General features: G+C 45.9%; 19 protein-coding genes. 12 read left to right on the top strand and 7 right to left on the bottom strand.

What is annotated here, in order from left to right:
* The first annotated feature begins 3 nt into the window (after positions 1-3).
* The 3 genes from sps_RS28880 to cysE all read left to right on the top strand — a co-directional run bounded on the left by sps_RS28880 (position 4) and on the right by cysE (position 2,285).
* Positions 4-474, top strand: coding sequence for a hypothetical protein (locus sps_RS28880; protein ID WP_237157850.1), 471 nt, complete (start codon positions 4-6; stop codon positions 472-474).
* A gap of 105 nt (positions 475-579) precedes the next feature.
* Entirely contained in the window at positions 580-1,284 is a 705-nt protein-coding gene (locus sps_RS15465; protein ID WP_077753343.1) for a DUF4336 domain-containing protein, read from the top strand.
* 215 nt (positions 1,285-1,499) lie between these two features.
* Complete coding sequence (gene cysE, locus sps_RS15460) at positions 1,500-2,285, top strand: serine O-acetyltransferase (protein WP_077753342.1); 786 nt, start codon at positions 1,500-1,502, stop codon at positions 2,283-2,285.
* 115 nt (positions 2,286-2,400) lie between these two features.
* Here cysE and sps_RS15455 read toward each other — a convergent pair whose 3' ends face one another.
* From sps_RS15455 to ilvY, 3 genes are all read right to left on the bottom strand, one after another.
* Positions 2,401-3,204 (bottom strand): GGDEF domain-containing protein, encoded by an 804-nt coding sequence (locus sps_RS15455; protein WP_077753341.1) that lies wholly within the window; start codon positions 3,202-3,204, stop codon positions 2,401-2,403.
* Between the two features lie 132 nt (positions 3,205-3,336).
* Positions 3,337-4,167: a substrate-binding periplasmic protein gene (locus sps_RS15450; protein ID WP_077753340.1), complete on the bottom strand. Its 831-nt coding sequence runs from the start codon at positions 4,165-4,167 to the stop codon at positions 3,337-3,339.
* A gap of 90 nt (positions 4,168-4,257) precedes the next feature.
* Positions 4,258-5,130 carry an HTH-type transcriptional activator IlvY gene (gene ilvY, locus sps_RS15445; protein WP_077753339.1) on the bottom strand — a complete coding sequence of 291 codons (873 nt, stop codon included), beginning with the start codon at positions 5,128-5,130 and terminating at the stop codon, positions 4,258-4,260.
* 187 nt (positions 5,131-5,317) lie between these two features.
* Here ilvY and ilvC point away from each other — a divergent pair, with 187 nt between their 5' ends.
* The 7 genes from ilvC to sps_RS15405 all read left to right on the top strand — a co-directional run bounded on the left by ilvC (position 5,318) and on the right by sps_RS15405 (position 15,687).
* The gene (ilvC, locus tag sps_RS15440; protein ID WP_077753338.1) at positions 5,318-6,799 is read left to right on the top strand and encodes a ketol-acid reductoisomerase; all 1,482 of its coding nucleotides are present in this window, start codon (positions 5,318-5,320) and stop codon (positions 6,797-6,799) included.
* Between the two features lie 628 nt (positions 6,800-7,427).
* Positions 7,428-9,083, top strand: a complete 1,656-nt coding sequence (ilvG, locus tag sps_RS15435) for an acetolactate synthase 2 catalytic subunit (RefSeq protein ID WP_077755717.1) — start codon at positions 7,428-7,430, stop codon at positions 9,081-9,083.
* A gap of 110 nt (positions 9,084-9,193) precedes the next feature.
* Positions 9,194-9,421, top strand: coding sequence for an acetolactate synthase 2 small subunit (gene ilvM, locus sps_RS15430; protein ID WP_077753337.1), 228 nt, complete (start codon positions 9,194-9,196; stop codon positions 9,419-9,421).
* A 100-nt stretch (positions 9,422-9,521) separates the two neighbouring features.
* A complete protein-coding gene (locus tag sps_RS15425; protein ID WP_077753336.1) occupies positions 9,522-10,445 on the top strand; it encodes a branched-chain amino acid transaminase in 924 nt (307 codons plus the stop codon).
* Positions 10,446-10,605: 160 nt separating this feature from the next.
* Complete coding sequence (gene ilvD, locus sps_RS15420; protein WP_077753335.1) at positions 10,606-12,456, top strand: dihydroxy-acid dehydratase; 1,851 nt, start codon at positions 10,606-10,608, stop codon at positions 12,454-12,456.
* 1 nt (position 12,457) lies between these two features.
* Positions 12,458-14,008 carry a threonine ammonia-lyase, biosynthetic gene (ilvA, locus tag sps_RS15415; protein ID WP_077753334.1) on the top strand — a complete coding sequence of 517 codons (1,551 nt, stop codon included), beginning with the start codon at positions 12,458-12,460 and terminating at the stop codon, positions 14,006-14,008.
* 536 nt (positions 14,009-14,544) lie between these two features.
* Entirely contained in the window at positions 14,545-15,687 is a 1,143-nt protein-coding gene (locus sps_RS15405; RefSeq protein ID WP_077753333.1) for a pyridoxal-phosphate-dependent aminotransferase family protein, read from the top strand.
* A 207-nt stretch (positions 15,688-15,894) separates the two neighbouring features.
* Here the strand turns inward: sps_RS15405 and sps_RS15400 are convergent, their stop codons facing one another.
* Positions 15,895-16,956, bottom strand: a complete 1,062-nt coding sequence (locus tag sps_RS15400; RefSeq protein WP_237157849.1) for an MBL fold metallo-hydrolase — start codon at positions 16,954-16,956, stop codon at positions 15,895-15,897.
* A gap of 165 nt (positions 16,957-17,121) precedes the next feature.
* Here sps_RS15400 and sps_RS15395 point away from each other — a divergent pair, with 165 nt between their 5' ends.
* The gene (locus tag sps_RS15395; protein ID WP_077753331.1) at positions 17,122-17,730 is read left to right on the top strand and encodes a TetR/AcrR family transcriptional regulator; all 609 of its coding nucleotides are present in this window, start codon (positions 17,122-17,124) and stop codon (positions 17,728-17,730) included.
* A gap of 197 nt (positions 17,731-17,927) precedes the next feature.
* Entirely contained in the window at positions 17,928-18,554 is a 627-nt protein-coding gene (locus sps_RS15390; protein ID WP_077753330.1) for a c-type heme family protein, read from the top strand.
* 111 nt (positions 18,555-18,665) lie between these two features.
* Here the strand turns inward: sps_RS15390 and sps_RS15385 are convergent, their stop codons facing one another.
* From sps_RS15385 to sps_RS15375, 3 genes are all read right to left on the bottom strand, one after another.
* A complete protein-coding gene (locus tag sps_RS15385) occupies positions 18,666-20,024 on the bottom strand; it encodes a sodium-dependent transporter (protein ID WP_077753329.1) in 1,359 nt (452 codons plus the stop codon).
* Positions 20,025-20,274: 250 nt separating this feature from the next.
* Positions 20,275-20,751, bottom strand: a complete 477-nt coding sequence (locus sps_RS15380) for an Lrp/AsnC family transcriptional regulator (protein WP_077753328.1) — start codon at positions 20,749-20,751, stop codon at positions 20,275-20,277.
* A 119-nt stretch (positions 20,752-20,870) separates the two neighbouring features.
* Positions 20,871-21,671 carry a phosphatase PAP2 family protein gene (locus sps_RS15375; protein WP_237157848.1) on the bottom strand — a complete coding sequence of 267 codons (801 nt, stop codon included), beginning with the start codon at positions 21,669-21,671 and terminating at the stop codon, positions 20,871-20,873.
* Positions 21,672-21,702: the final 31 nt, after the last annotated feature.

Raw genomic sequence — 21,702 nt, 5'->3', positions numbered from 1 at the left:
CTAGTGGCCATTATCGTGGCGAGTATTACCGGCTATGGTGTCATTATGCTTGTTGCCAATTACAGGATCTCCCGCCATTTCTCCATCTATAGACATCAAGACAACTTGATTATAAATAATAGTGTCTGGGGTTTTATATCCATAAGAATTGAGGATATAAAAAGTGTGGACTTGGGCTGCTATCTAAGAAAGGATGACAAGGAAGAACTGCATTTCGGCTACGGTGAGAGTAGCAACATAAAGTTGAGCTTTATTCGGCCTCAGATCTATTTTGGCGGGCTGGGCCAACTTTCTGGACGAGTAAAGGATATCGATATGCATGTATCTGATGCTCAAGTATTAGTCGACTATATCCAAGAATATTCCGAAATTATCTGTGCTAAAGATGCGTCAGTGAGCCAGTGTCAAAATAATGAGACCGCTTGCGATTCCGATGATTTTCAGGTTCAGGTTAACTTGGGTATGCATCAATGAAGAGGCATAAATTTTTACGATTTGCTTCTATCCTTTATTAGCTTCCCTAGGTAGGTTAGCTATTTCACCACATGAATTTACGCCAAGACTAAATAGGAAATACATATGACGTTAGCATTAGAGCAGCTGGGTGAAGATATCTGGGCTCACGAAGATACTATGCCGCTGGGAGGGACTCAGTTGAGGCTACGCATGACAGTGATTAAATTAGCCTGTGGTGGATTATGGCTACATACGCCCACTCAACTAAGCACGGAATTACAGGCGGCTATCAAGCAGCTAGGGCAAGTCAGATATCTGGTTGGCCCGAGTAATGGCCACAATATTTGGTTAAATGATTGGAAAAGTGCTTATCCAGAAGCAAAAATGTATGTGAGTGGCGGCATACCGAAAAAAATATCTATCGAAAACTATCATGTGCTCGATGAGCATTTCGATAATATCTGGAGTGATGACTTTGAAAGGCTATACATGCCTGGCGTAAATTTCTTTAACGAATCAGTGTTTCTCCACAAGAAGTCAAAGTCACTCTTGGTGACAGATCTTATTCAAAATCATAGCGATGCCTGCCCATCGGGGTTCGCTGGCTTGATGACTAAGTGTGTATTTAGGCCTCTTGGTTTCAAGGACCAATGTGTTGCCCCTCCTCTAAAAATGGGCTTTACCATCAAGGACAAACCTGCATTTTCTCTATTTATTACTAATATCAAGGCTTGGGATTTCGACAAAATAGTCGTCACTCACGGCGATGTTATTAGCCAAGATGCTAAAGCTGTTTTTTCGGGTTTAGTGCAGAGGTTTATCGACTAATTCATTAACTTACCCATCAGTTCATGTTTAAGCCAATAGGTTGGCTAAAGTCGAATGTCTTAAACTGGTGGTTTCAGTTTGTTATGCCATATAGCTATTTACTCTTATAGCTTGATGTATTCTTCACAGATTAGGTTAGACTTTACACTTCTGCATTTTTTACAGATATGTCTTTTTTAAATCTTCTTCGTTCATTATTAAAGAGTTTACGTCATATGCGTTATGAAGTTTGGGAACAGCTTAGGGTCGAAGCCGAAGCCTTGGTTCGTAAGGAGCCTTTGCTTGCCAGTCATGTTTATTCATCGATACTCAATCATGAATGTTTGGGGTCGGCGCTCAGCTTTATTGTGGCCAATAAACTCTCAGATGGAGTCGTGTCTCCTTTTACTTTTCGTGAGCTGTTCGATAAAGCCTTTATTCATTGCGATCAGATGCTGACCAATGTGGCCACAGATATTAAGGCGGTGAAAGAGCGAGACCCGGCGATCGTGAGCTACCTGACCGTCATCTTGAATCTCAAGGGATTTCAGGCGATTCAGGTGCATCGTTTAGCCAACTGTCTTTGGAATCAAGGGCGTACTGAGTTAGCGCAATTCATTCAGAGCCGCAATTCGGAAGTGTTCGGTGTCGATATTCATCCGGCGTGTAAGATGGGCACGGGTATCATGTTCGACCATGCTACGGGTATTGTTATAGGTGAAACTGCGGTTATCGAAAATAATGTGTCTCTGCTCCAAGGTGTGACTCTAGGCGGTACGGGTAATCAGCAGGGAGATCGTCATCCTAAGATCCGTGCCGGTGTGATGATAGGCGCAGGAGCTAAAGTATTGGGTAATATCGAGGTTGGCGAAGGCGCCAAAATTGGCGCAGGTTCAGTTGTATTGACCGATGTGGCCAGCCATACGACTGTGGTCGGTGTGCCAGCTAAGATGGTGGGTAAACCCGAGTCTATGTGCCCGGCAGAAACCATGGAACAAACTATCTTCGAGTCCGATTGTTGAGCTGTATTTAGCTCCCCTAGAAATATACCTTCAGCCATGAAATAAATTATCGTATTCAGTTCGTGGCTGTTGTTTTCTCTTATTTTACCTCTTGGCTAGCAACTTTCTCCTAGTTTTAAACAAGATGAGTTTGATATATCTGATAATGCTCATCGTTTTTCTTAGCGTGATACATGGCGGTATCGGCGCTCTTCATGATGCTTTTTCTGCTATCGCCATCTTTTGGGTATTGAGCAATTCCTATGCTGACGCCTATGATGAGAGAATGGTTTTCGCAACTGATCTCTTTTAGTAACTCGTTTTGGATCGCCCGAGCGGTTGAGACTGCATCCTCGGCTAAGGTACATGGCAGTACTACGGTAAGTTCATCTCCACCGAGTCTCGCGGAAATGCCATCTTGTGGGATCACCTTAATTATTCTGTCAGCAACGACCTGGAGTACGTGGTCACCTTCTGCATGACCGAATGTATCATTAATCATTTTAAAATCATCGAGATCCATCATTAGACAGCTAAATACCTGATCTTTTGTGGCAATCAGCTTATCAATCTCCTCATAGAATTGATTGCGATTAGGCAGGCCTGTCAATTGGTCGTGGTGAGCCTGATAATGTTTTTCTTTGATGGTTTTTTTTAGTTTAAAGATGGTCTCCCGACTCATCTTAGTCACGAGCCAGACGAAGCCACCGCCACCACAGAAGATGATGGCTATGATTAAATCTAAGGTATCGGCTTTATGTGTAAATAGAGTCCATAAAAATCCTAGGTAGCCGAAAATAAACATAAAGATCATGCTGAGCAAGACTAGCCAGCCATTATGTTGATGATCGGGGATATTGCAGACCTGGTGAGTAGGAACCAGAGAGGCAATCAGCCCTAACAACCCAACTATTACTAAGACAATCGCAAGAGTATCCATAGTGATTTTTAGATAGTTCCAATAAATTAAGCAGGTTTTTTGTAGACGTATTTTATCTGGCTTAAGTATAGATGAACTTATTCTAGGTGAGAGAGATGTGAAATCGGCTCATGATAATGGCTGACATTACTGCTAGTCATTTTCTTCTTTGGCTCCTTTTCTGAGCTCATTGAGGTGATATTCTAATAGACGGTCAAGATCGCCATTCTTCCTTAACTCAAGCACTTTTTTATTGAATAATGGATTAATTAAATTGCCATAGGCGGATTTTTTCGACACTAGCATATGAAATGGTTCTGGCTGTGAGTCGGGTACCACTTGCCCGTTCAGCAGTTTGTCTAAGTTATGCATTTTATTGATGGCTAAGGTGCCGGCCAATGTCTCTTTTCGTGCTAAGAAAAATTGACATCGATTTTTTTGTAGCATAATAGGAAGCTGGGATATGTCATTTATTTCATAGAGCTTATCTAAGTTGCTCCAGCCAAAGTTCAGGTAGTTGAATCCTACAATGCCGCAGACTTTTCCCCTTTCTTCGAGTTCACTCATACTCGATATTTTTAATCCATCGGGGTAATTGAATTTGAGGTAGAAGTAGCTTGGGTTTAGATGATAGTAAGGAGCGGAGGGAAGGTAGTCGCGCTTTCTTTGTGGGTTCAAAGAGGCACTCATTGCCCCATCGACTATTCCGTCGTATACCTCTTTCAGGCACCTGCGCCATGGAAGAGCTATCACTTGGTACTCTATGCCTGCTGGTTCAAAAACCAGCCTTAGCAGGTCAACATCGTAGCCACTGGGTTCAGTTTTCAGGCCTTTGACACGTTTAAAGTAGTTAAAAGGCGGAAACTCAGTCGACTCCACACAAAATCTGAGCTTAGGTTGTAAATAGTCTTGTTCGGCCATAGGAGAGGAGACAAGCAAGCCAAATAGCAGAACCGAAAAGATCCAGCTGAAACGATTTATCATAACGCTTATCTAATGTTAATCATTATGCAAAGTATAGTCTCTGTGAATGGAACCGATTACCCAGAAGGCGATAAATAGCTCTGGCTTTGGTTATATCACTTTCAGGAAGGCAGCCACGATAGGGTCGTCTAATTTGTTATTTCTGCAACAGCAACCTAGCTCAAAAGGGGGAATGTCTATAGGGGTGGGGATGATTTGAATGCGATCCCGCACCGGACTGTTACTGATCACTATCTCTGGTGTGATGCTCACCCCGCATCCAAGAGCCACCATAGAGGCGATTGCTTCTTGTCCCGAGACTTGGGCATAGATGTTGGGAATCAGACCGAGCTGCTTAAACCAGTTGTCGGTACGTCGTCTCCCCGGTCCATGCTCAGGTACGATAAAGGGCAGACGGTCCCAGGGAATATAAGATTCGGTTAATAACTCCTGAACCTGGCAACGATATGTCGGTGCTATTATCACCAAGGGAATATCATCTATCTTGGCGAAGTGTAAGTTGTCGGGAAAAGGGTCTGGCAGGGCGGCAATGGCGATATCGACGCGATTATTTTTGACTTCGCTAAGCGCGTTAGCGGCATCACCGGTCGTCAGAGTTATTTCTACCAGAGGGTGTTCCCGTCTGAAGCTATCGAGTAGCCCGGGAAGATGGCTATATGCCGCTGTTACCGAGCAGTATAGGTTTAATCTTCCCCTGAGCAAATCTTGTTTAGGGTCAATCTTAGTCTTAAGTTTGGTCCAATGATCTAAGGTCTGCTCGGCGAAGTGACGGTATTCAACGCCGGCGCTGGTCAAGGAAACACTGCGATTATCACGTTGAAATAACTTAGCACCGACTTCATCTTCTAATCTTTGCATAACCCGGCTCAATGTTGAGGGGCTGACGTGCATCGCTTGAGCCGTTCTGGAAAAATGCAGACTTTCCGATAAGTGCAGGTAAAGTTTGATTGTTTTTATGTCCATATTTACCTCATCAGAATTTAGTGACTGAGCCACTATGTGTTGCAATAAATGCAATGTAGTATCCCGAATATATCATTTTAAGCAATTTAAATCATGAGCTATAGTGATCTCAATCACTGCTCTCGTGCACTTTATTGAAGCGCATGAAGCAACTTTCCTAAATTCGATACAGAAGGTGGTACATCAGATGGCTAACTATTTTAACTCTCTGAATTTGCGTCAACAATTAGAACAGCTGGCTCAGTGCCGCTTTATGGATCGTAATGAGTTTAGCGAAGGCTGTGACTTCATTAAGGGTTGGAATATTGTCATTCTGGGTTGTGGTGCTCAAGGTCTAAACCAGGGCTTGAACATGCGTGACTCTGGTCTGAATATCGCTTATGCACTTCGCGCCGAGGCGATTGAAGAGAAACGAGCTTCATACCAAAAAGCAACCGGTAATGGTTTTCGCGTCGGCACTATAGAAGAGCTTATTCCTGATGCTGATCTCGTTCTTAACCTGACTCCTGATAAGCAGCACACTAACGCCGTTAACACCGTTATGCCGTTAATGAAGCAAGGCGCGACATTGTCTTATTCTCACGGTTTTAATATCGTTGAAGAGGGAATGCAGGTTCGTGAAGATATCACCGTCATCATGGTCGCACCTAAGTGTCCAGGTACTGAAGTACGTGAAGAGTATAAGCGTGGATTTGGTGTTCCGACTCTGATTGCCGTTCATCCTGAGAATGACCCTAAAGGTCAAGGTTTCGATATCGCTAAGGCTTATGCCAGTGCAACAGGTGGCGACCGAGCGGGTGTCCTACATTCATCATTCATTGCAGAAGTTAAGTCTGACCTCATGGGTGAGCAGACCATTCTTTGTGGCATGCTGCAAACAGGTGCAATTCTTGGTTACGAGAAGATGGTTGCCGACGGCGTAGAGCCGGGTTACGCAGCAAAACTTATTCAGCAAGGTTGGGAAACAACCACTGAAGCGCTAAAGCATGGTGGTATTACCAACATGATGGATCGCCTATCTAATCCGGCTAAGATTAAAGCATTCGAGATGGCTGATGAGCTAAAGGTCATTCTTGCTCCTCTTTTCGAAAAGCACATGGATGACATCATAGGCGGTGAGTTCTCTCGTACCATGATGACCGATTGGGCTAACGACGATGCAAACTTGCTGAAGTGGCGCGCTGAAACGGGTGAAACAGCTTTCGAAAACGCCCCTGTTAGCGACGAAGATATTGATGAGCAGACTTACTTCGACAAAGGCATCTTCCTAGTAGCCATGATTAAAGCTGGCGTTGAGCTAGCGTTCGATACTATGGTTTCTGCTGGTATTATCCAAGAGTCGGCTTACTATGAGTCGCTACACGAAACCCCACTTATTGCTAACACCATCGCTCGTAAACGTCTCTATGAGATGAACGTGGTTATCTCTGATACAGCAGAATACGGTTGTTACCTGTTTAATCACGCTGCAGTGCCTATGCTACGTGAATATGTACAGAACATGTCTCCAGATTACTTGGGCCGTGGACTAAGCGACAGCAGCAATGGTGTCGATAACCAACGCCTAATCGAAGTTAATGCCGCCATTCGTGGCACAGGTGTTGAAAAAGTGGGTGCCGAGCTACGTGGTCATATGACAGCTATGCAGCAAATTGTCGAAGATAAGTAATCAGATTCAAAGCTGATTAAGCCCAGTGACCGAGCCGGGCTTAATCGCTAGAACAGCAAAGAACACAGAAACAAAACATTGAAGTAAAAGAATAATTTCAAGATTGAGGCGAGGTTACCGAGTCGTTTAAAACGCTGGCTGAATGTTATCGTTTGAATATTGAAACTAAACGTTTCTTCTAGGTAAACAGGTTTTTGTTGTGTTTTTTATTGGCTTTGTGGTATTGATTAAGGGTCTTGAGGATGAATGCTCTCTCGAGAGCGAATCAAACGGACACCGAATTTAAGCAAACTAATTAGGAAACAGTGTAAACATGATAAACCAAGCTGCCCTACTCATTATTGAGATTATTACCGTGGTGATTATTAGATCACAGCGGGGGGCTCCCATGGCGCATCGAAACACCTAATTAGGTAAAGATTGCAACTAACCCCCCCGCTCCGAAAGGACCGGGGGGTTTTTCGTTTAAAGCCCAGATGAAAGCATAAGACTAAGGCTTTCCCCTACAAATACTGGACAGTGAATGTTCAGCAGAGAGTGAGAGATGCAAATGGAACAAGGGCAAACACAGCAAGGTGATCCGGAGAGCGGACAGGTAGAGCAAGGCGAGACTCATTCTCTACAAAGAATGCGTGGTGCCGATGCGGTTATCAAGGCATTAGTCGACCATGGCGTCACTAACATCTTTGGTTACCCAGGTGGCGCTATTATGCCTATCTACGACGCACTCTATGGGGCCCCTGTTGAGCACCTGTTGAGTCGCCATGAGCAGGGAGCCGCATTTGCAGCCCTAGGCTATGCCCGCGCGACAGGCAAGACAGGCGTGTGTTTTGCTACATCTGGCCCAGGTGCAACAAACCTGGTGACCTCATTAGCCGATGCCTTACTCGATTCTGTACCTGTGGTAGCCATTACTGGTCAGGTATCTACTGCGGTTATTGGTACCGATGCGTTTCAGGAAATCGATGTTCTGGGTATGTCGCTATCGTGTACTAAGCACAGCTTCATGGTGACAAAGATAGAAGAGCTGGTTCCGACTCTGTATAAGGCGTTCGAGATCGCGGCTTCGGGCCGACCAGGTCCTGTGCTGGTGGATATTCCTAAAGATATTCAGATTGGGATGCTCGACTACTTTACGCCTAATCAGGAGAAGTATCCTCAGCCGGAAGCTGAGACTTGCAAACTCGATGATGCATTGGCCTTGCTCAAGCAAGCCTGTAAGCCGATGCTCTATGTGGGTGGTGGCGTAGGTATGGCAAGAGCCGTTCCTCAGTTACGTGAATTTATTGAGGTGACTGGGGTTCCTTCTGTGGCAACGCTTAAGGGCCTGGGTTCCATCGAGAAAGATACAGCGGGTTATTTAGGCATGTTAGGCATGCATGGCTCGAAAGCAGCAAATATTGCCGTTCAGGAGTGTGACCTGTTAATCGTGGTCGGCGCGCGTTTCGATGACAGGGTTACCGGTCGTTTAGCTACTTTTGCCGAACACGCAAAGGTGATTCATCTAGATATCGATGCGGCTGAACTCGGTAAGCTGCGTCTACCAGAAGTAGCCATCGCCGGCGATTTACGTCAAGTGTTACCTGCATTGGCCGCGGAGCTGGATATTGCTCCCTGGCGCGTCGAAGTTGAGCAGCTAAAAGCCGAGCATAAGTGGAATTATGATCGTCCCGGTGAGCTTATTTTTGCCCCTGCTATGTTAAATCGCTTAGCCGATAAACTGCCTGAGGATAGCGTTGTGACTTGTGATGTTGGCCAACATCAGATGTGGGTGGCGCAGCATATGTGGTTCCGTAATCCTGAAGATCACTTGTCCAGCTCAGGTTTGGGTACCATGGGCTTCGGCCTTCCGGCCGCTATTGGCGCTAAGGTGTCTCGTCCCGATGCTACTGTAGTCGTAGTCTCTGGCGATGGTTCTTTTATGATGAACGTGCAAGAGCTTACGACTATCAAGCGTCGCAAGTTGGCGGTAAAAATTCTGCTTATCGACAACCAAAAGCTGGGCATGGTGAAACAGTGGCAGCAACTCTTCTTCGAGGAGCGTTACAGCGAGACTGATCTTTCCGATAACCCGGACTTTGTCACCTTGGCATCGGCATTCGATATTCCCGGTCGCACCATCACCACAACAGATCAAGTGGAAGAAGCGTTAGCTCATTTAGTGAACTGTGAAGGACCATACCTGCTGCACGTGAGGATTGATGATGCTCACAATGTCTGGCCACTGGTTCCACCAGGGGCTTGTAATCGCGACATGATGGAAGAGATGGACAAACAGACTTAACGCAGACTAGTCCCGCTAGGAGCGTGTTTATAGTCACGACATGATGGAAGAGATGGACAAACAGACCTAAAGCACAAAGCAGATAAAGAACAAGTGGATAGGGAGTAGAGATGAGTTATCAATTGAGTTTAACCTTAATGCAGCAGCCTGAAGTGTTGGAGCGTGTATTGAGAGTGGTACGTCATCGTGGCTTTAAAGTGACCAAGATGAATATGCAGTTAGAAGGTGATCAAAGCGTTCAACTTGCTATGCAAGTCGAGAGCGAAAGGGCCATCGAGCTGCTGACCAATCAGTTGGACAAGCTTTTCGATGTTATCGACTGCCAGGTACAAGCTTAAGGCTTATAACTACTGATGGCTGATTGTTAGATTAGAGATAATAACAAAGCACAGTTAACGCCTGTTGCACTGAATATTGAAAAAGAGTGAGGAAATAGAGATGACCGCGAAGAAAGCAGAGTTTATATGGTTCAATGGTGAGATAATGCCTTGGGGTGATGCCAAGGTGCATGTGATGTCTCACGGCTTACATTATGGCTCTTCTGTCTTCGAAGGGATCCGAGTCTATGATACTCACTTAGGTCCGGCGGGATTTCGCCTAACCGATCATGTTCAGCGCCTGTTCGATTCGGCCAAGATTTACCGCATGCCAATTCCTTATACCTTGGATGAACTGATGCAAGCTTGCACTGACAGTGTGCAGAAGAATGATCTCAAGAGTGCCTATATTCGTCCATTGGCGTTTTATGGTGATGTCGGCATGGGGATAACCCCGCCTAAAGATGCCGTGTGTGATGTCATGGTTGCGGCATTCCCATGGGGAGCCTATTTAGGTGAGGACAGTATGGAAGCTGGGGTCGATGTGGCGGTGACCTCCTGGAATCGTCTCGCACCCAACACCATACCTACCGGTGCTAAGGCCGGTGGCAACTACCTATCTTCTATTCAGATATCCACCGAAGCTAAACGTAATGGTTTCGATGAAGGTATAGCCTTGGATGTCAATGGTCTGGTTAGCGAAGGCGCTGGTGCCAACCTGTTCGTGGTCAAGAAGGGTAAAATCTATACTCCACCTTCGACGTCGGCCATCCTGATGGGTCTGACCCGAGATACCATTATAACCTTGGCTCGAGAGAAGGGTTATGAAGTGGTTGAAGAGGCCATGTCTCGTGAGTTTCTCTATCTCGCCGATGAGATATTCATGACGGGAACAGCAGCTGAGATAGTGCCTGTGCGTAGCGTCGACAGAATTGATGTTGGCGCCGGAAAGCGCGGCCCCATTACCAAGTCGATTCAGGAAAGCTTTTTCGGTTTGTTTACTGGTGAGACCGAAGACAAATGGGGCTGGTTGGAAGTATTATAGAACCTAGGTTCTAGGACCTGGAATCTAGTATTTAGAGTAGCAAAGAATACAGATGCCCAAGAGTCTATACTCTTAGGCTTAAAAAATTAATTAGAAGCTTGAATCGTTTGCTCTTCCTAGGAACTAGCATCTCGAACCTTCTCAAAACAGGATAATCGCAATGCCAAAATTACGTTCAGCTACCAGTACCGAAGGTCGTAACATGGCCGGAGCTCGCGCACTATGGCGTGCAACCGGCGTCAAAGATGGTGATTTCGGTAAGCCAATTATTGCGATTTCCAACTCATTTACTCAATTTGTTCCCGGCCACGTGCACCTCAAAGATATGGGCTCATTAGTGGCTGGTGCTATCGAAGAAGCGGGCGGAATCGCCAAAGAGTTTAATACTATCGCGGTAGATGACGGTATAGCCATGGGACACGGCGGCATGCTCTATAGTTTGCCTTCTCGTGAGCTGATAGCTGACAGCGTTGAGTATATGGTTAATGCCCACTGCGCCGATGCTTTGGTGTGTATCTCAAATTGCGACAAGATCACCCCTGGCATGATGATGGCGGCCCTTCGTCTCAATATTCCAGTGATCTTCGTCTCCGGTGGCCCTATGGAAGCGGGTAAGACTAAGCTTTCGGATAAGATCATTAAATTGGATCTGGTGGATGCCATGGTGGCTGGGGCGGACGATCGTGTATCGGATGCCGATAGTGAGCAGATTGAGCGTAGCGCTTGTCCTACCTGTGGTTCATGTTCCGGAATGTTTACCGCTAACTCGATGAATTGTTTGACCGAAGCTTTGGGTCTGTCTCTGCCGGGTAATGGCTCAATGTTGGCGACTCACGCCGATCGTCGCGAGCTCTTCCTAGAGGCGGGTCGCCGTATCATGGACTTGGCCACTCGTTACTACAAACATGACGATGAATCAGCACTGCCACGTAATATTGCTAACTTTAAGGCGTTCGAGAATGCCATGACTCTAGATATCGCCATGGGCGGTTCTAGCAACACAGTATTGCACCTGTTAGCGTCGGCTCATGAGGCCAAAGTTGATTTCACTATGGACGATATCGATAGATTATCCCGTCTGGTTCCTCATCTATGTAAGGTAGCACCTTCGACTCCCAAGTATCATATGGAAGATGTGCATCGAGCCGGTGGCGTGATGGGGATCTTAGGCGAGCTCGACCGAGCTGGCCTCATTCATAACGATGCTTACCATGTGGCAGGTGCAAGCCTGAAAGATGTGCTGGCCAAATGGGACATAGTACAGACACAGGATGCAGCCGTTCGGCAGTTCTTCTCCGCAGGCCCGGCAGGTATCCCGACGACTAAGGCCTTTAGCCAAAGTTGTCGCTGGGATAGTGTGGATGATGATCGCGAAGATGGTTGTATCCGTAAACGTGAATTTGCATTTAGTCAGGAAGGTGGCTTAGCAGTGCTTTCGGGCAATATCGCCATCGACGGTTGTATCGTCAAAACTGCGGGTGTGGATGAAGAGAATCATACCTTTATCGGCTCGGCTCGTGTCTTTGAGAGCCAGGATGATGCCGTTGCATCTATCTTAGGTGGTGAAGTGGTTGCTGGTGATGTGGTGGTCATTCGCTACGAAGGCCCTAAAGGTGGCCCAGGCATGCAAGAGATGCTCTATCCAACCAGTTACCTTAAGTCTCGCGGTCTGGGTAAGGCTTGTGCGCTTATCACAGATGGTCGTTTCTCCGGTGGTACTTCAGGCCTGTCTATTGGCCATGTTTCACCTGAAGCTGCGGCTGGTGGCACCATAGGTTTGGTTGAAACCGGTGATAGGATTGAGATTGATATTCCGGCGCGGTCGATCAAACTTGCTATCAGTGATACAGAACTGGCAGCACGTCGTAATGCAATGGAAGGGCGTGGTAAGCAAGCCTGGAAGCCTGTGGATCGTGAACGCTCTGTTTCTCTAGCGCTCAAGGCCTATGCCTTGCTTGCGACCAGTGCCGATAAAGGCGCGGTGAGAGATGTCACCATGCTGGAGGATTAATATGTTGGCAGTAGCCCCAAAACCTAACGTAGATCTGGCCCACTATTATCTACAGAAGACTTTATTGTCTTCTGTCTATGATGTGGCTAAAGTCACGCCGCTCTCTAGTTTGAATAAGCTGTCGGCCCGCTTGGGCTGCCAGGTGTTTCTCAAGCGTGAAGATATGCAACCTGTGCACTCTTTCAAGCTGCGGGGGGCTTATAACAAGATCTCTGAACTCACTGCCGATGAGTGTCAGCGTGGTGTTGTATGTGCGTCTGCAGGCAATCATGCTCAAGGGGTTGCCATGTCTGCAGCCGCCCGTGGCATTAGCGCCATTATCGTGATGCCTGAAACTACACCAGAGATTAAAGTTGATGCGGTTAGACGACTCGGCGGTGAAGTTGTTCTTCATGGTCAGGCGTTTGATCAGGCCAATGGTCATGCTCAAAAACTCGCTGAAACAGAAGGGCGGGTGTATGTTGCCCCATTCGATGATGAGGCTGTGATCGCCGGTCAAGGGACTGTCGCGCAAGAGATGCTGCAACAGCAAAGGGACTTAGAGATCGTCTTTGTACCCGTTGGTGGTGGTGGTTTGATCGCCGGTATTGCCGCGTTTTATAAAGCAGTGATGCCAAAAGTGAAAATCATCGCTGTCGAGCCAGAAGATTCAGCCTGTTTAAAGGCTGCATTAGAAGCCGATGAGCGTGTTGTGTTGCCTCAGGTAGGCTTATTTGCCGACGGCGTCGCCGTTAAGCAGATTGGCGCGGCGCCATTCGAAGTCGCACGTCAGTATGTGGATGGTGTGATAACTGTAAGCTCAGATGAGATCTGCGCCGCGGTTAAAGATATCTTCGAAGATACCCGCGCCATAGCGGAACCAGCCGGCGCTCTGTCTCTGGCGGGCCTAAAGAAATATATGGGCGATGCTGGTAGAGGCGAGAAGGTGGCCGCCATTCTTAGTGGTGCCAATGTTAACTTTCATAGCCTGAGATATGTTTCCGAGCGCTGCGAGCTTGGGGAGAAGAAAGAAGCTATTTTGGCAGTTAAAGTCCCCGAACGACCAGGTATCTTCCTGCGTTTTTGTGAGCTGTTAGAAAAACGTGTGATGACAGAGTTTAATTATCGATTCAGTAGCCGAGATAAAGCGGTGGTTTTTGCCGGGATCCGTCTAACGGAAGGCCAGAGTGAGCTGGATGAAATTATCGCAAGGCTGGAGAATGACGGCTTTGAGGTGCAAGACCTCTCTCATGATGAGACGGCTAAATTACATGTGCGCTATATGGTGGGGGGGCATCCGCCGGAGGAACTTGATGAGCGTTTGTTCAGCTTCGAGTTCCCAGAGCATCCCGGCGCCTTGTTCAAGTTTCTGACGACCCTACAGAGTAAATGGAATATCAGTTTATTCCATTATCGTAACCATGGCGCCGCCTTCGGTCGTGTCTTGGCTGGTTTTGAGGTTCCAGAGTCCGATAACCAGGCATTCCAGCAATTCTTAACCGAATTAGGTTTCGTCTATCATGAAGAAACCCAGAGTCCGGCTTATAAGCTCTTCTTGGATAACCGAGATTAAGAGCATTATGAGCCGTAGGCTTGAATAGTGAATAACACAGAGGACGCATATGCGTCCTTTTTTATGTTATCTTTTAAACGCTAGTTTGAATTTGGATATTAAGCCATAGTCTTAAGTCCACTTGTGATAGGCACAAATAGAAAATAAGATGCCGCAAGGTACTGCATAAATAGGTCACTCTAGATAATTTAATGCGTAGGGAAGAAGTCTCTTGTCTCAAGGCAAGAGGTTAATCAAATGGTTAAACCTTATCTTTAATACCAATCAGTATAAAGGTGTGGTCACTGAGCGAGAGTTTAGCGCTTGTGAGGCAAGGCAACGAGTGAGGAACATAGTTATTCTACGTTTAAGCTCGTTAACGCCTCGGAAGTGCTAAACCTCGCCTTTCAGGAGTGTTTTTGGCAGACTACTTCGGTGTTGAATGAGTTCAAAAGGCCTCACTTTTTCGCCTTGAATTATGCAGCCCAAAATAACTCTGAGTTGGCCACTTTCTTATACCTATTGGTATATTGATAAGGAATTTTCGAGGAAGTAATATGTTATCAGCACCTAGTATCGATGCGTTTAATCCCCCGCGTAGGACCTTGATGGGCCCCGGCCCTTCCGATGTCTACCCTGAAGTATTAGCCGCTCAAGCGCGCCCCACTATCGGTCATTTAGATCCTCTATTTGTCGCAATGATGGACGAATTGAAGGTACTTATTCAGTATGCCTTCCAGACTAAAAATGAGATGACCTTAGCCGTATCGGCGCCGGGTAGCGCTGGCATGGAGACCTGCTTTGTTAACTTAGTTGAGGCGGGTGAGAAGGTGATTGTTTGTCGCAACGGTGTGTTTGGTGAACGCATGCGCCAAAACGTTGAGCGAGTCGGAGCCACGGCTGTGGTTGTCGATAATGAGTGGGGAGAGGCGGTCAGCCCTAGCGATGTGGAGGCGACATTAAAGGCTCATCCAGATGCTAAGTTTGTTGCTTTTGTTCATGCCGAGACCTCAACAGGTGCTCTGTCTGACGCTAAAACATTGTGTGCTCTGGCGAAGCAATATGATTGTTTATCAATTGTTGATGCCGTGACTTCAGTCGGTGGTGTCGAGCTAAGAGTCGATGAGTGGGGAATCGATGCCATCTATGCCGGTAGTCAGAAGTGCCTCTCTTGTGTCCCTGGCCTGTCGCCTGTGTCATTTTCTCCAGCCGCGGTAGATAAAATCAAGAGTCGCGCCACCCCGGTGCAGAGTTGGTTTTTGGATCAGACTCTGGTTATGGGCTATTGGAGTGGCAGTACAGATAATAGTGCCAAGCGCAGTTATCATCATACAGCCCCAGTCAATGCACTTTATGCCCTGCATGAGTCTCTACGCCTGCTGGCCAATGAAGGATTAGAGGCTGCGTGGCAACGTCACGCCGATATGCACCAAGTACTCAAACAAGGCTTAGAGGGGTTAGGTCTTAAGTTTGTGGTGGAAGAGGCTTGCCGCTTGCCTCAACTCAATGCCGTCTATATTCCTGAGGGTATCGATGATGCTGCGGTGCGTAAACAACTCTTAGAAAACTATAATCTTGAAATCGGTGCAGGTCTCGGCGCACTAGCTGGTAAGGCATGGCGCATCGGTCTGATGGGGTTCGGTGCCCGCCGGGAGAATGTGGCGCTTTGTTTAGGGGCACTAGAAGAGGTGTTGAATTAAGTGGAAGCTATTTTCATCTAATTTGCTGTAAATATTAAATGAGGCTTCAGTATAAAGCTGCATAAGCAATATGCTTAAGTTGCTTTATACTGGCTTAGTGTAATAAGTTTATTGTGGTTTTTTGCTGCTTGTTGTTAGCGTAATCGATCGCCTTTATCATCTTGGCCTAATGCTAACCATAGTTAGAGCAAGTATAGCGGTTCAAAATTAATCAGCAGCCGATATCCTCTCAGGCTTATGCTCCCACCAGGCTGATGTTTCAGGTGTTTTTCCTACAGAAATTATCTGCCCCATGATGGGAGTCAACAGATCTACATTTTCTTGCTTCGCTAAATCGGTTATACGATTCAGCGGTTCATACCAGCTGTGAAATGCCAAGTCGAAGGTGCCGTTGTGTATCGGCATCATCTGATGTCCTTTGAGGTCTATATGGGCTTGCAGGCTCTGCTCCGGTGTCATATGAATCGAGGGCCAGTCTTTATCGTAGGCCCCCGTTTCTACCATGGTTAAATCGAATGGCCCGAAGCGTTCACCTATCTGTTTAAAACCATCGAAATAGCCAGAATCTCCGCTAAAGAAGAGTTTATGTGTCTCTGACTCTATGACATATGAGGCCCATAGAGTCTCATTTTTATCGAAGAGTCCGCGGCCTGAAAAGTGTTGGGTCGGGGTCGCGGTTAAAGTCACACCGTCAAACCGTGCCGATTGCCACCAATCCAGGCTCTGAATGTGAGTCGCGGGGACTCCCCATTTTATCAAGTGCTTATCTACGCCTAGGGGGACGACAAAATGTTTCACCTTATTAGTTAAATATTTGATTGTTTGCTTATCCAGATGATCATAGTGATCGTGAGAGATCATCACGCCGTCAATGTGTGGCAGGGATTCGAGACTTATCGGGGGCTGATGGAAGCGTTTAGGACCGACAAAACTAAAAGGTGAGGCTCTATTGCTAAAAACAGGATCTATTAGCCAGTTTTGTCCTGAGATCTGAATAAAAATACTCGAGTGACCAAGACGAATAACGCTATCTTGTTCGGGAGGAAGCTGCTCGAGTGAATGTGCAGTTTGCTCAATGAGGGGGATGGAATTTTTTGGCTGTGCATCGATGCGGTCTTCAGTGATATAGCGTTTTAGTAATGGAAGAATTGCAGTGTTCTCAGTGAAGTCTTTAGCGGTATTGATATAGCCACCATCAAGATTATGGTGCGACGCTAAACTGTTAATCGCCTCAGATTGAGCTGTTTTTGACTGTGTAGTGGTGAGCATAAAGCCTCCTATGAGCAAGCAGATGATTATTATCGTTAGCTTCATAAATAATGTGTTTAATTAAAGTAAACTATACAGTGTAGTTTACTTTGTGTTTTTGAAAAGTAAACTGGTTAGTGTAATATAGTGGTGGTCATCTGATTTTTATGAAATAAGAAGCTGAAAATGCAAGAGAAAAAAATATCCCGATCCGAATTAAAACGTGCAGCTATTATCCAGGCTGCTAAGTCTGAGTTTGAGACTAAAGGCTTCCAGTCGGCGAGTATGGATGATATAGCTAAACGAGCAGAGGTCTCTAAGCGTACGGTTTACAACCATTTTTCTAATAAAGATGCCTTGTTTAGCGCGATCATGGTTGAGATGATGTCACTACTTTGTGCATTTGAGCATGTGCCTTTTTCTGCCGAGCGTTCACTGGAAGAGCAACTTAAGCAGCTAGTCGCCCATGAAGTATCTCAACTTAGATCTGAAGCCTTTCTTTCTATGGCCAAGGTGATCATTGCAGAGGCTATCCATTCCCCGGAACTGATTCAGGATGCGATGAGTGAGTTCAATAAGCAGGAGTCACCTTTGACGAGTTGGTTCTATTCGGCGGCGGATGCTGGCGTACTCAAGACCCAGACCCCTGAGATTGTGGTTACGCAGTTTATGGCGGTGATCAAGGCATTTTGCTTCTGGCCTCAGCTTATACAGGGGGCTGAATTTCCCGACGAGCAGCAAGTTGAATTGATTTCCAACACTGCGGTACAGATGATTCTGAAGCAATATACATAACGCTGTTGAGTCTGTTTGAAGTCTGATTGTGGGATTGCCATTCGAATCAGATATTATCTATGGGATACATTTCTCGCTTATCTTCAAGGTTTTGCCTGCCATGCAGAACCCTTTATATCGATTGCTATTATTCTCGTCTATTATTGATTCATAGCTAGTTTCTTTGCTTGATTGCCCGCTAACTCATAGGCCGATAGATGAAACAAGAATTGATATTATTGCTGCTGGTCGTCTTTTTAAGTCCGGCATACTCCCAAGAAATGGATGATCTGCCCGAGGTGAGAATAGCTGATGCGATTAAAGATATCTTGATATCGACTCGGAAGGTTTATACCTCCGAAGTAAGTAATAAATTATTCGAAGATGGTACCGGATCCATAAAAGATTATGCCCATTATAAGGGGTTTGCTCCCTTGCCAGCTCAGTTGATCAAAGAGATAGGAAAAGAATTAAATAGAGAGTCTCAAAATGAAATAATTATTCATCTCAAGAGCAAATATTTTGTCAATGAAGAGAGTCGGTTGGTCGATAGCCAAGAAAGGGCTGGGTGGACATTCTTAATGGAACAACAGAATGCAGCGACAAATGTGAAGGAGATGAGATGGCAACCCTATCTTTACATCAGTGATAAAAATGGAGTCGATTACTTGACCTATATGTCAGCGGATACGGCCACCAGTGAACAGTGTGTGTCTTGTCATGAGGTACAGGAGTTGAATGCATCGGTGCAATATGCACGCAAGCAACACGGGATAATGGACAAACCAGTGCTGAAACGGTGGCATATGATAGGTATTTACAAGATTGAAATTAAGTTGAAGTGACACTGGATATAGCTTAGTGCTGCTGCACTGGTTTTAATTAGACCGCTTAATGGTTTAGCAATGATGAATGACGGCTCTCCATAATCCAATATGGGGAGCCGTTTACTTCGACTAAGAGTTAAATAGCTGCACTATGATCAATATGATGAGCAGTGGGCAGACAAATTTCACATAGATAGGCCATAGACGCCAGAATAGACTGTTGCTATCAGCTCCTTCCTGAGCCTGGATCTCTTTAAGTAGGTCGTTACGTTGCCATACCCAGCCTAAATAGATGGCGATACCCAGAGCTATGAGTGGTTGAGCCCTCTCTGTGGTCAGGGTGATCATAAAGCTAAATAACTCCTCGAAATTCCATACTAGAGTCAACGACAGCACCATAATTAAGGCACCTATCAAGTAGGTAGCTTTGTTGCGGCCTATTTCTTTTTTCTCCATCAGGTAGCTGGTGGGCACCTCGACGATAGAAATAGCCGATGTCAGTCCTGCAATAGTCATCAAAACGAAGAATACGAAGGCCAGCAGGTATTGCAGGTTGCCACCTAAGGTATCGAATAACGCAGGTAGTACGGTGAAGACTAAGGTATCAGAATTAAGCAGGCTGCCATCGGCGGCGAAGATCTGTACGCCGTTATGCTGCGCCACATACATGGCGGGAATGATCATCAGGGCGGCTAAGAAGGCCACACTTGTGTCCATTAAAGTTACATAAGCGGTGAGCTTACCTATGTTCTCTTTTTGGTTCAGATATGCGCCATAGACCATCATGGCACCAGTGCCTATGGTCAGTGAGAAAAAGGTTTGTCCTAGGGCTCCGACGAGTACATCAGCATCCCAGATTTGTGAGAAGTCAGGGACGAGTAATACTTCGAGGCCTGTCATGGCGCCGGGTAGAGTCAGGATATAGACAACACCTAAGACTAAGATGCATAGCAGCAGAGGCATTAAACGTTTCGACCAACGCTCGATTCCCTGTTGTACTCCCTGACGTATCACCCAAGTCACCATCAAGATGAAGATAGTAGTAAAGACTAAATTTCGGGATAGTGAGAAATCCATCAGCCAGGCTGAAGCCTGTGAGAATCCTAATATCTTAGCTATCGGGGCGAGAGAAAAGCTGACGAACCAGCCGGATAGAATGGTATAGAAGGTACAGATCAAGGTCGCGGTAACGATAGAGGTGAAGCCTATCAGTTTACCTATGTTACGGCTTACTGGGCCGGAGCCTATCTTGCCCATAGCATCGGCAGGGTTAGTCTGGCCATGACGGCCGATCATCAGTTCAGCGACGAGCATGGGATAACCTAAGATGACGATAAGCACCAGATAAACTAAGAGAAACGCGCCTCCGCCATGAGTGGCGGCTTGTGTTGGAAACCCCCAGATATTACCGACACCGACGGCGGATCCTGCGGCGGCCATAATAAAACCTAGTCTTGAGCTGAAATGATTTGTGTCTGTGGAACTCATGCTTATCTCTCACTTTTTGATGAGGACGCATCATAGTCTTTTATTTTAGCTGGTCAATGTAGGTTTATGTCAGTGAATCTTACATTTTGGATTGTATATTCTAATAAATAAACTTTGAGTAGTAGTTATATTCGTTGGTGATACTTTTTTTGAGATTATATTGTGACAGGTCTATCTGAGTCCTGTGATACGCAAGAATATTGCGTATTCAACTTTCTTCATTTTTGCGATCGATGAGCCATAAATTAGGCTAATTAGGTAGCGGAATGCTGGTTTGGCTTTTCACTTGTTTCAATACAAAGCTTGAATGCACCCCAGCTATATGGGGATGTGTGGTTAATTTATCGAGTAGGAATAGTTTGAACTGGTTCATATCTTCTACCAATACTTTCAGCTGATAATCAGCATCACTGCCCGTGAGTAGACAGCACTCCTGTACTTCATCATAGCTGCTTACCTTAGCTTCAAAGGACTCCAGAATCGCTTTCGCATGCTTCTCTAAGCGTACCTGCACATAAGCTGTGAGTGACAAATTAAAATGCTCGGCAGATAGTATGGTGGCATAGCCTGAGATAAAGCCTGATTCCTCCATGGCTTTCACTCTGCGGGAGCAGGGAGAGGGGGATAAACCCACCTTTTCGGCGAGTTCCTGATTGGAGAGTCGTCCCTTGCTCTGCAGCAGGCGTAAGATATCTAAATCAATTTTGTCGAGTTGCAGTTCTGCCATAGGGAGCTCGTTTGTGTCTAAGGAAGATATAAACCAAGATGTCTGTGACTAATGATATCCCATTCTATCAAGCTGTAGGTAGCCAAAGAGAAGTGTTTACCTCTTTGGCATAGTTATGACTACTGATTAGCTTTTCTTCGTTGTGAAACTAATTTGGTTGAGAGTGACCAGATGAAAGGAAACGTCTTGTGAATAGCGAATAGGCTGACCAGTCCGATTATTCCGCCGAGTAGCGTAGAGGCGAGTACATCTTGGCTCCAATGCATTCCCAGTAGCATTCGGCTGAACCCCATGGAAATACTCCAGAAAAAGAGCAAGCTGGGTATCCATATATTACCTGCTAAAAGGAGGTAATAGCTGGTAACCATGGTCAAGGTGATAGCAAGCAAGGTGTGCCCAGACGGAAAGGAGAAATCAACTTCGTGTTGCCAATGTTGTTTAACTAATGGGGCTAAGGTGATTTCTGTGTCGGCGTGTTCAATTTGATTGACTGCTGCCATCATCTGTTCTTTGCGTTCAGCTTTAGACAGAGAGTAAAAGTTGTCGGTATTCAGCAGGTAATGCTGCTCTAGCCAGACTGCATTAGGGCGCGCTTCGTTGAAGAGTGGTTTAAGATAATGGCTGAGTCCGAGTATGGTACACATGCTCAGTGAGATAGTGAAAAATAGGCTAAAAAACCTTGAGCGCTCCAGTCTTCGATAGCTAAGGAGTAACACTAAGAGTATTGTCGCTACGCCATAGGGAATCGTGCCACTCGAGGTTATCCAAAATAGTGTTTCTGCCGCAGTTGAATCGAGAGATAGCAAGGGAAATAAAGATATGTCAAAGACAAACAATATGCCGGGTATGATAAGCAGTATTAACCAGCCAAGCATCATAGGAATTAGCACGGAAGACTTAAAGGAGAACGGAAGCTTCAACGGTGTGGCCTCATTTTTAAAAGTGCGTAGG

This window comes from Shewanella psychrophila, assembly GCF_002005305.1.
Classification (GTDB): domain Bacteria; phylum Pseudomonadota; class Gammaproteobacteria; order Enterobacterales; family Shewanellaceae; genus Shewanella; species Shewanella psychrophila.
Note: the sequence above shows the minus strand (reverse complement) of the source record. Positions and strands in the feature narration are given on the sequence as shown.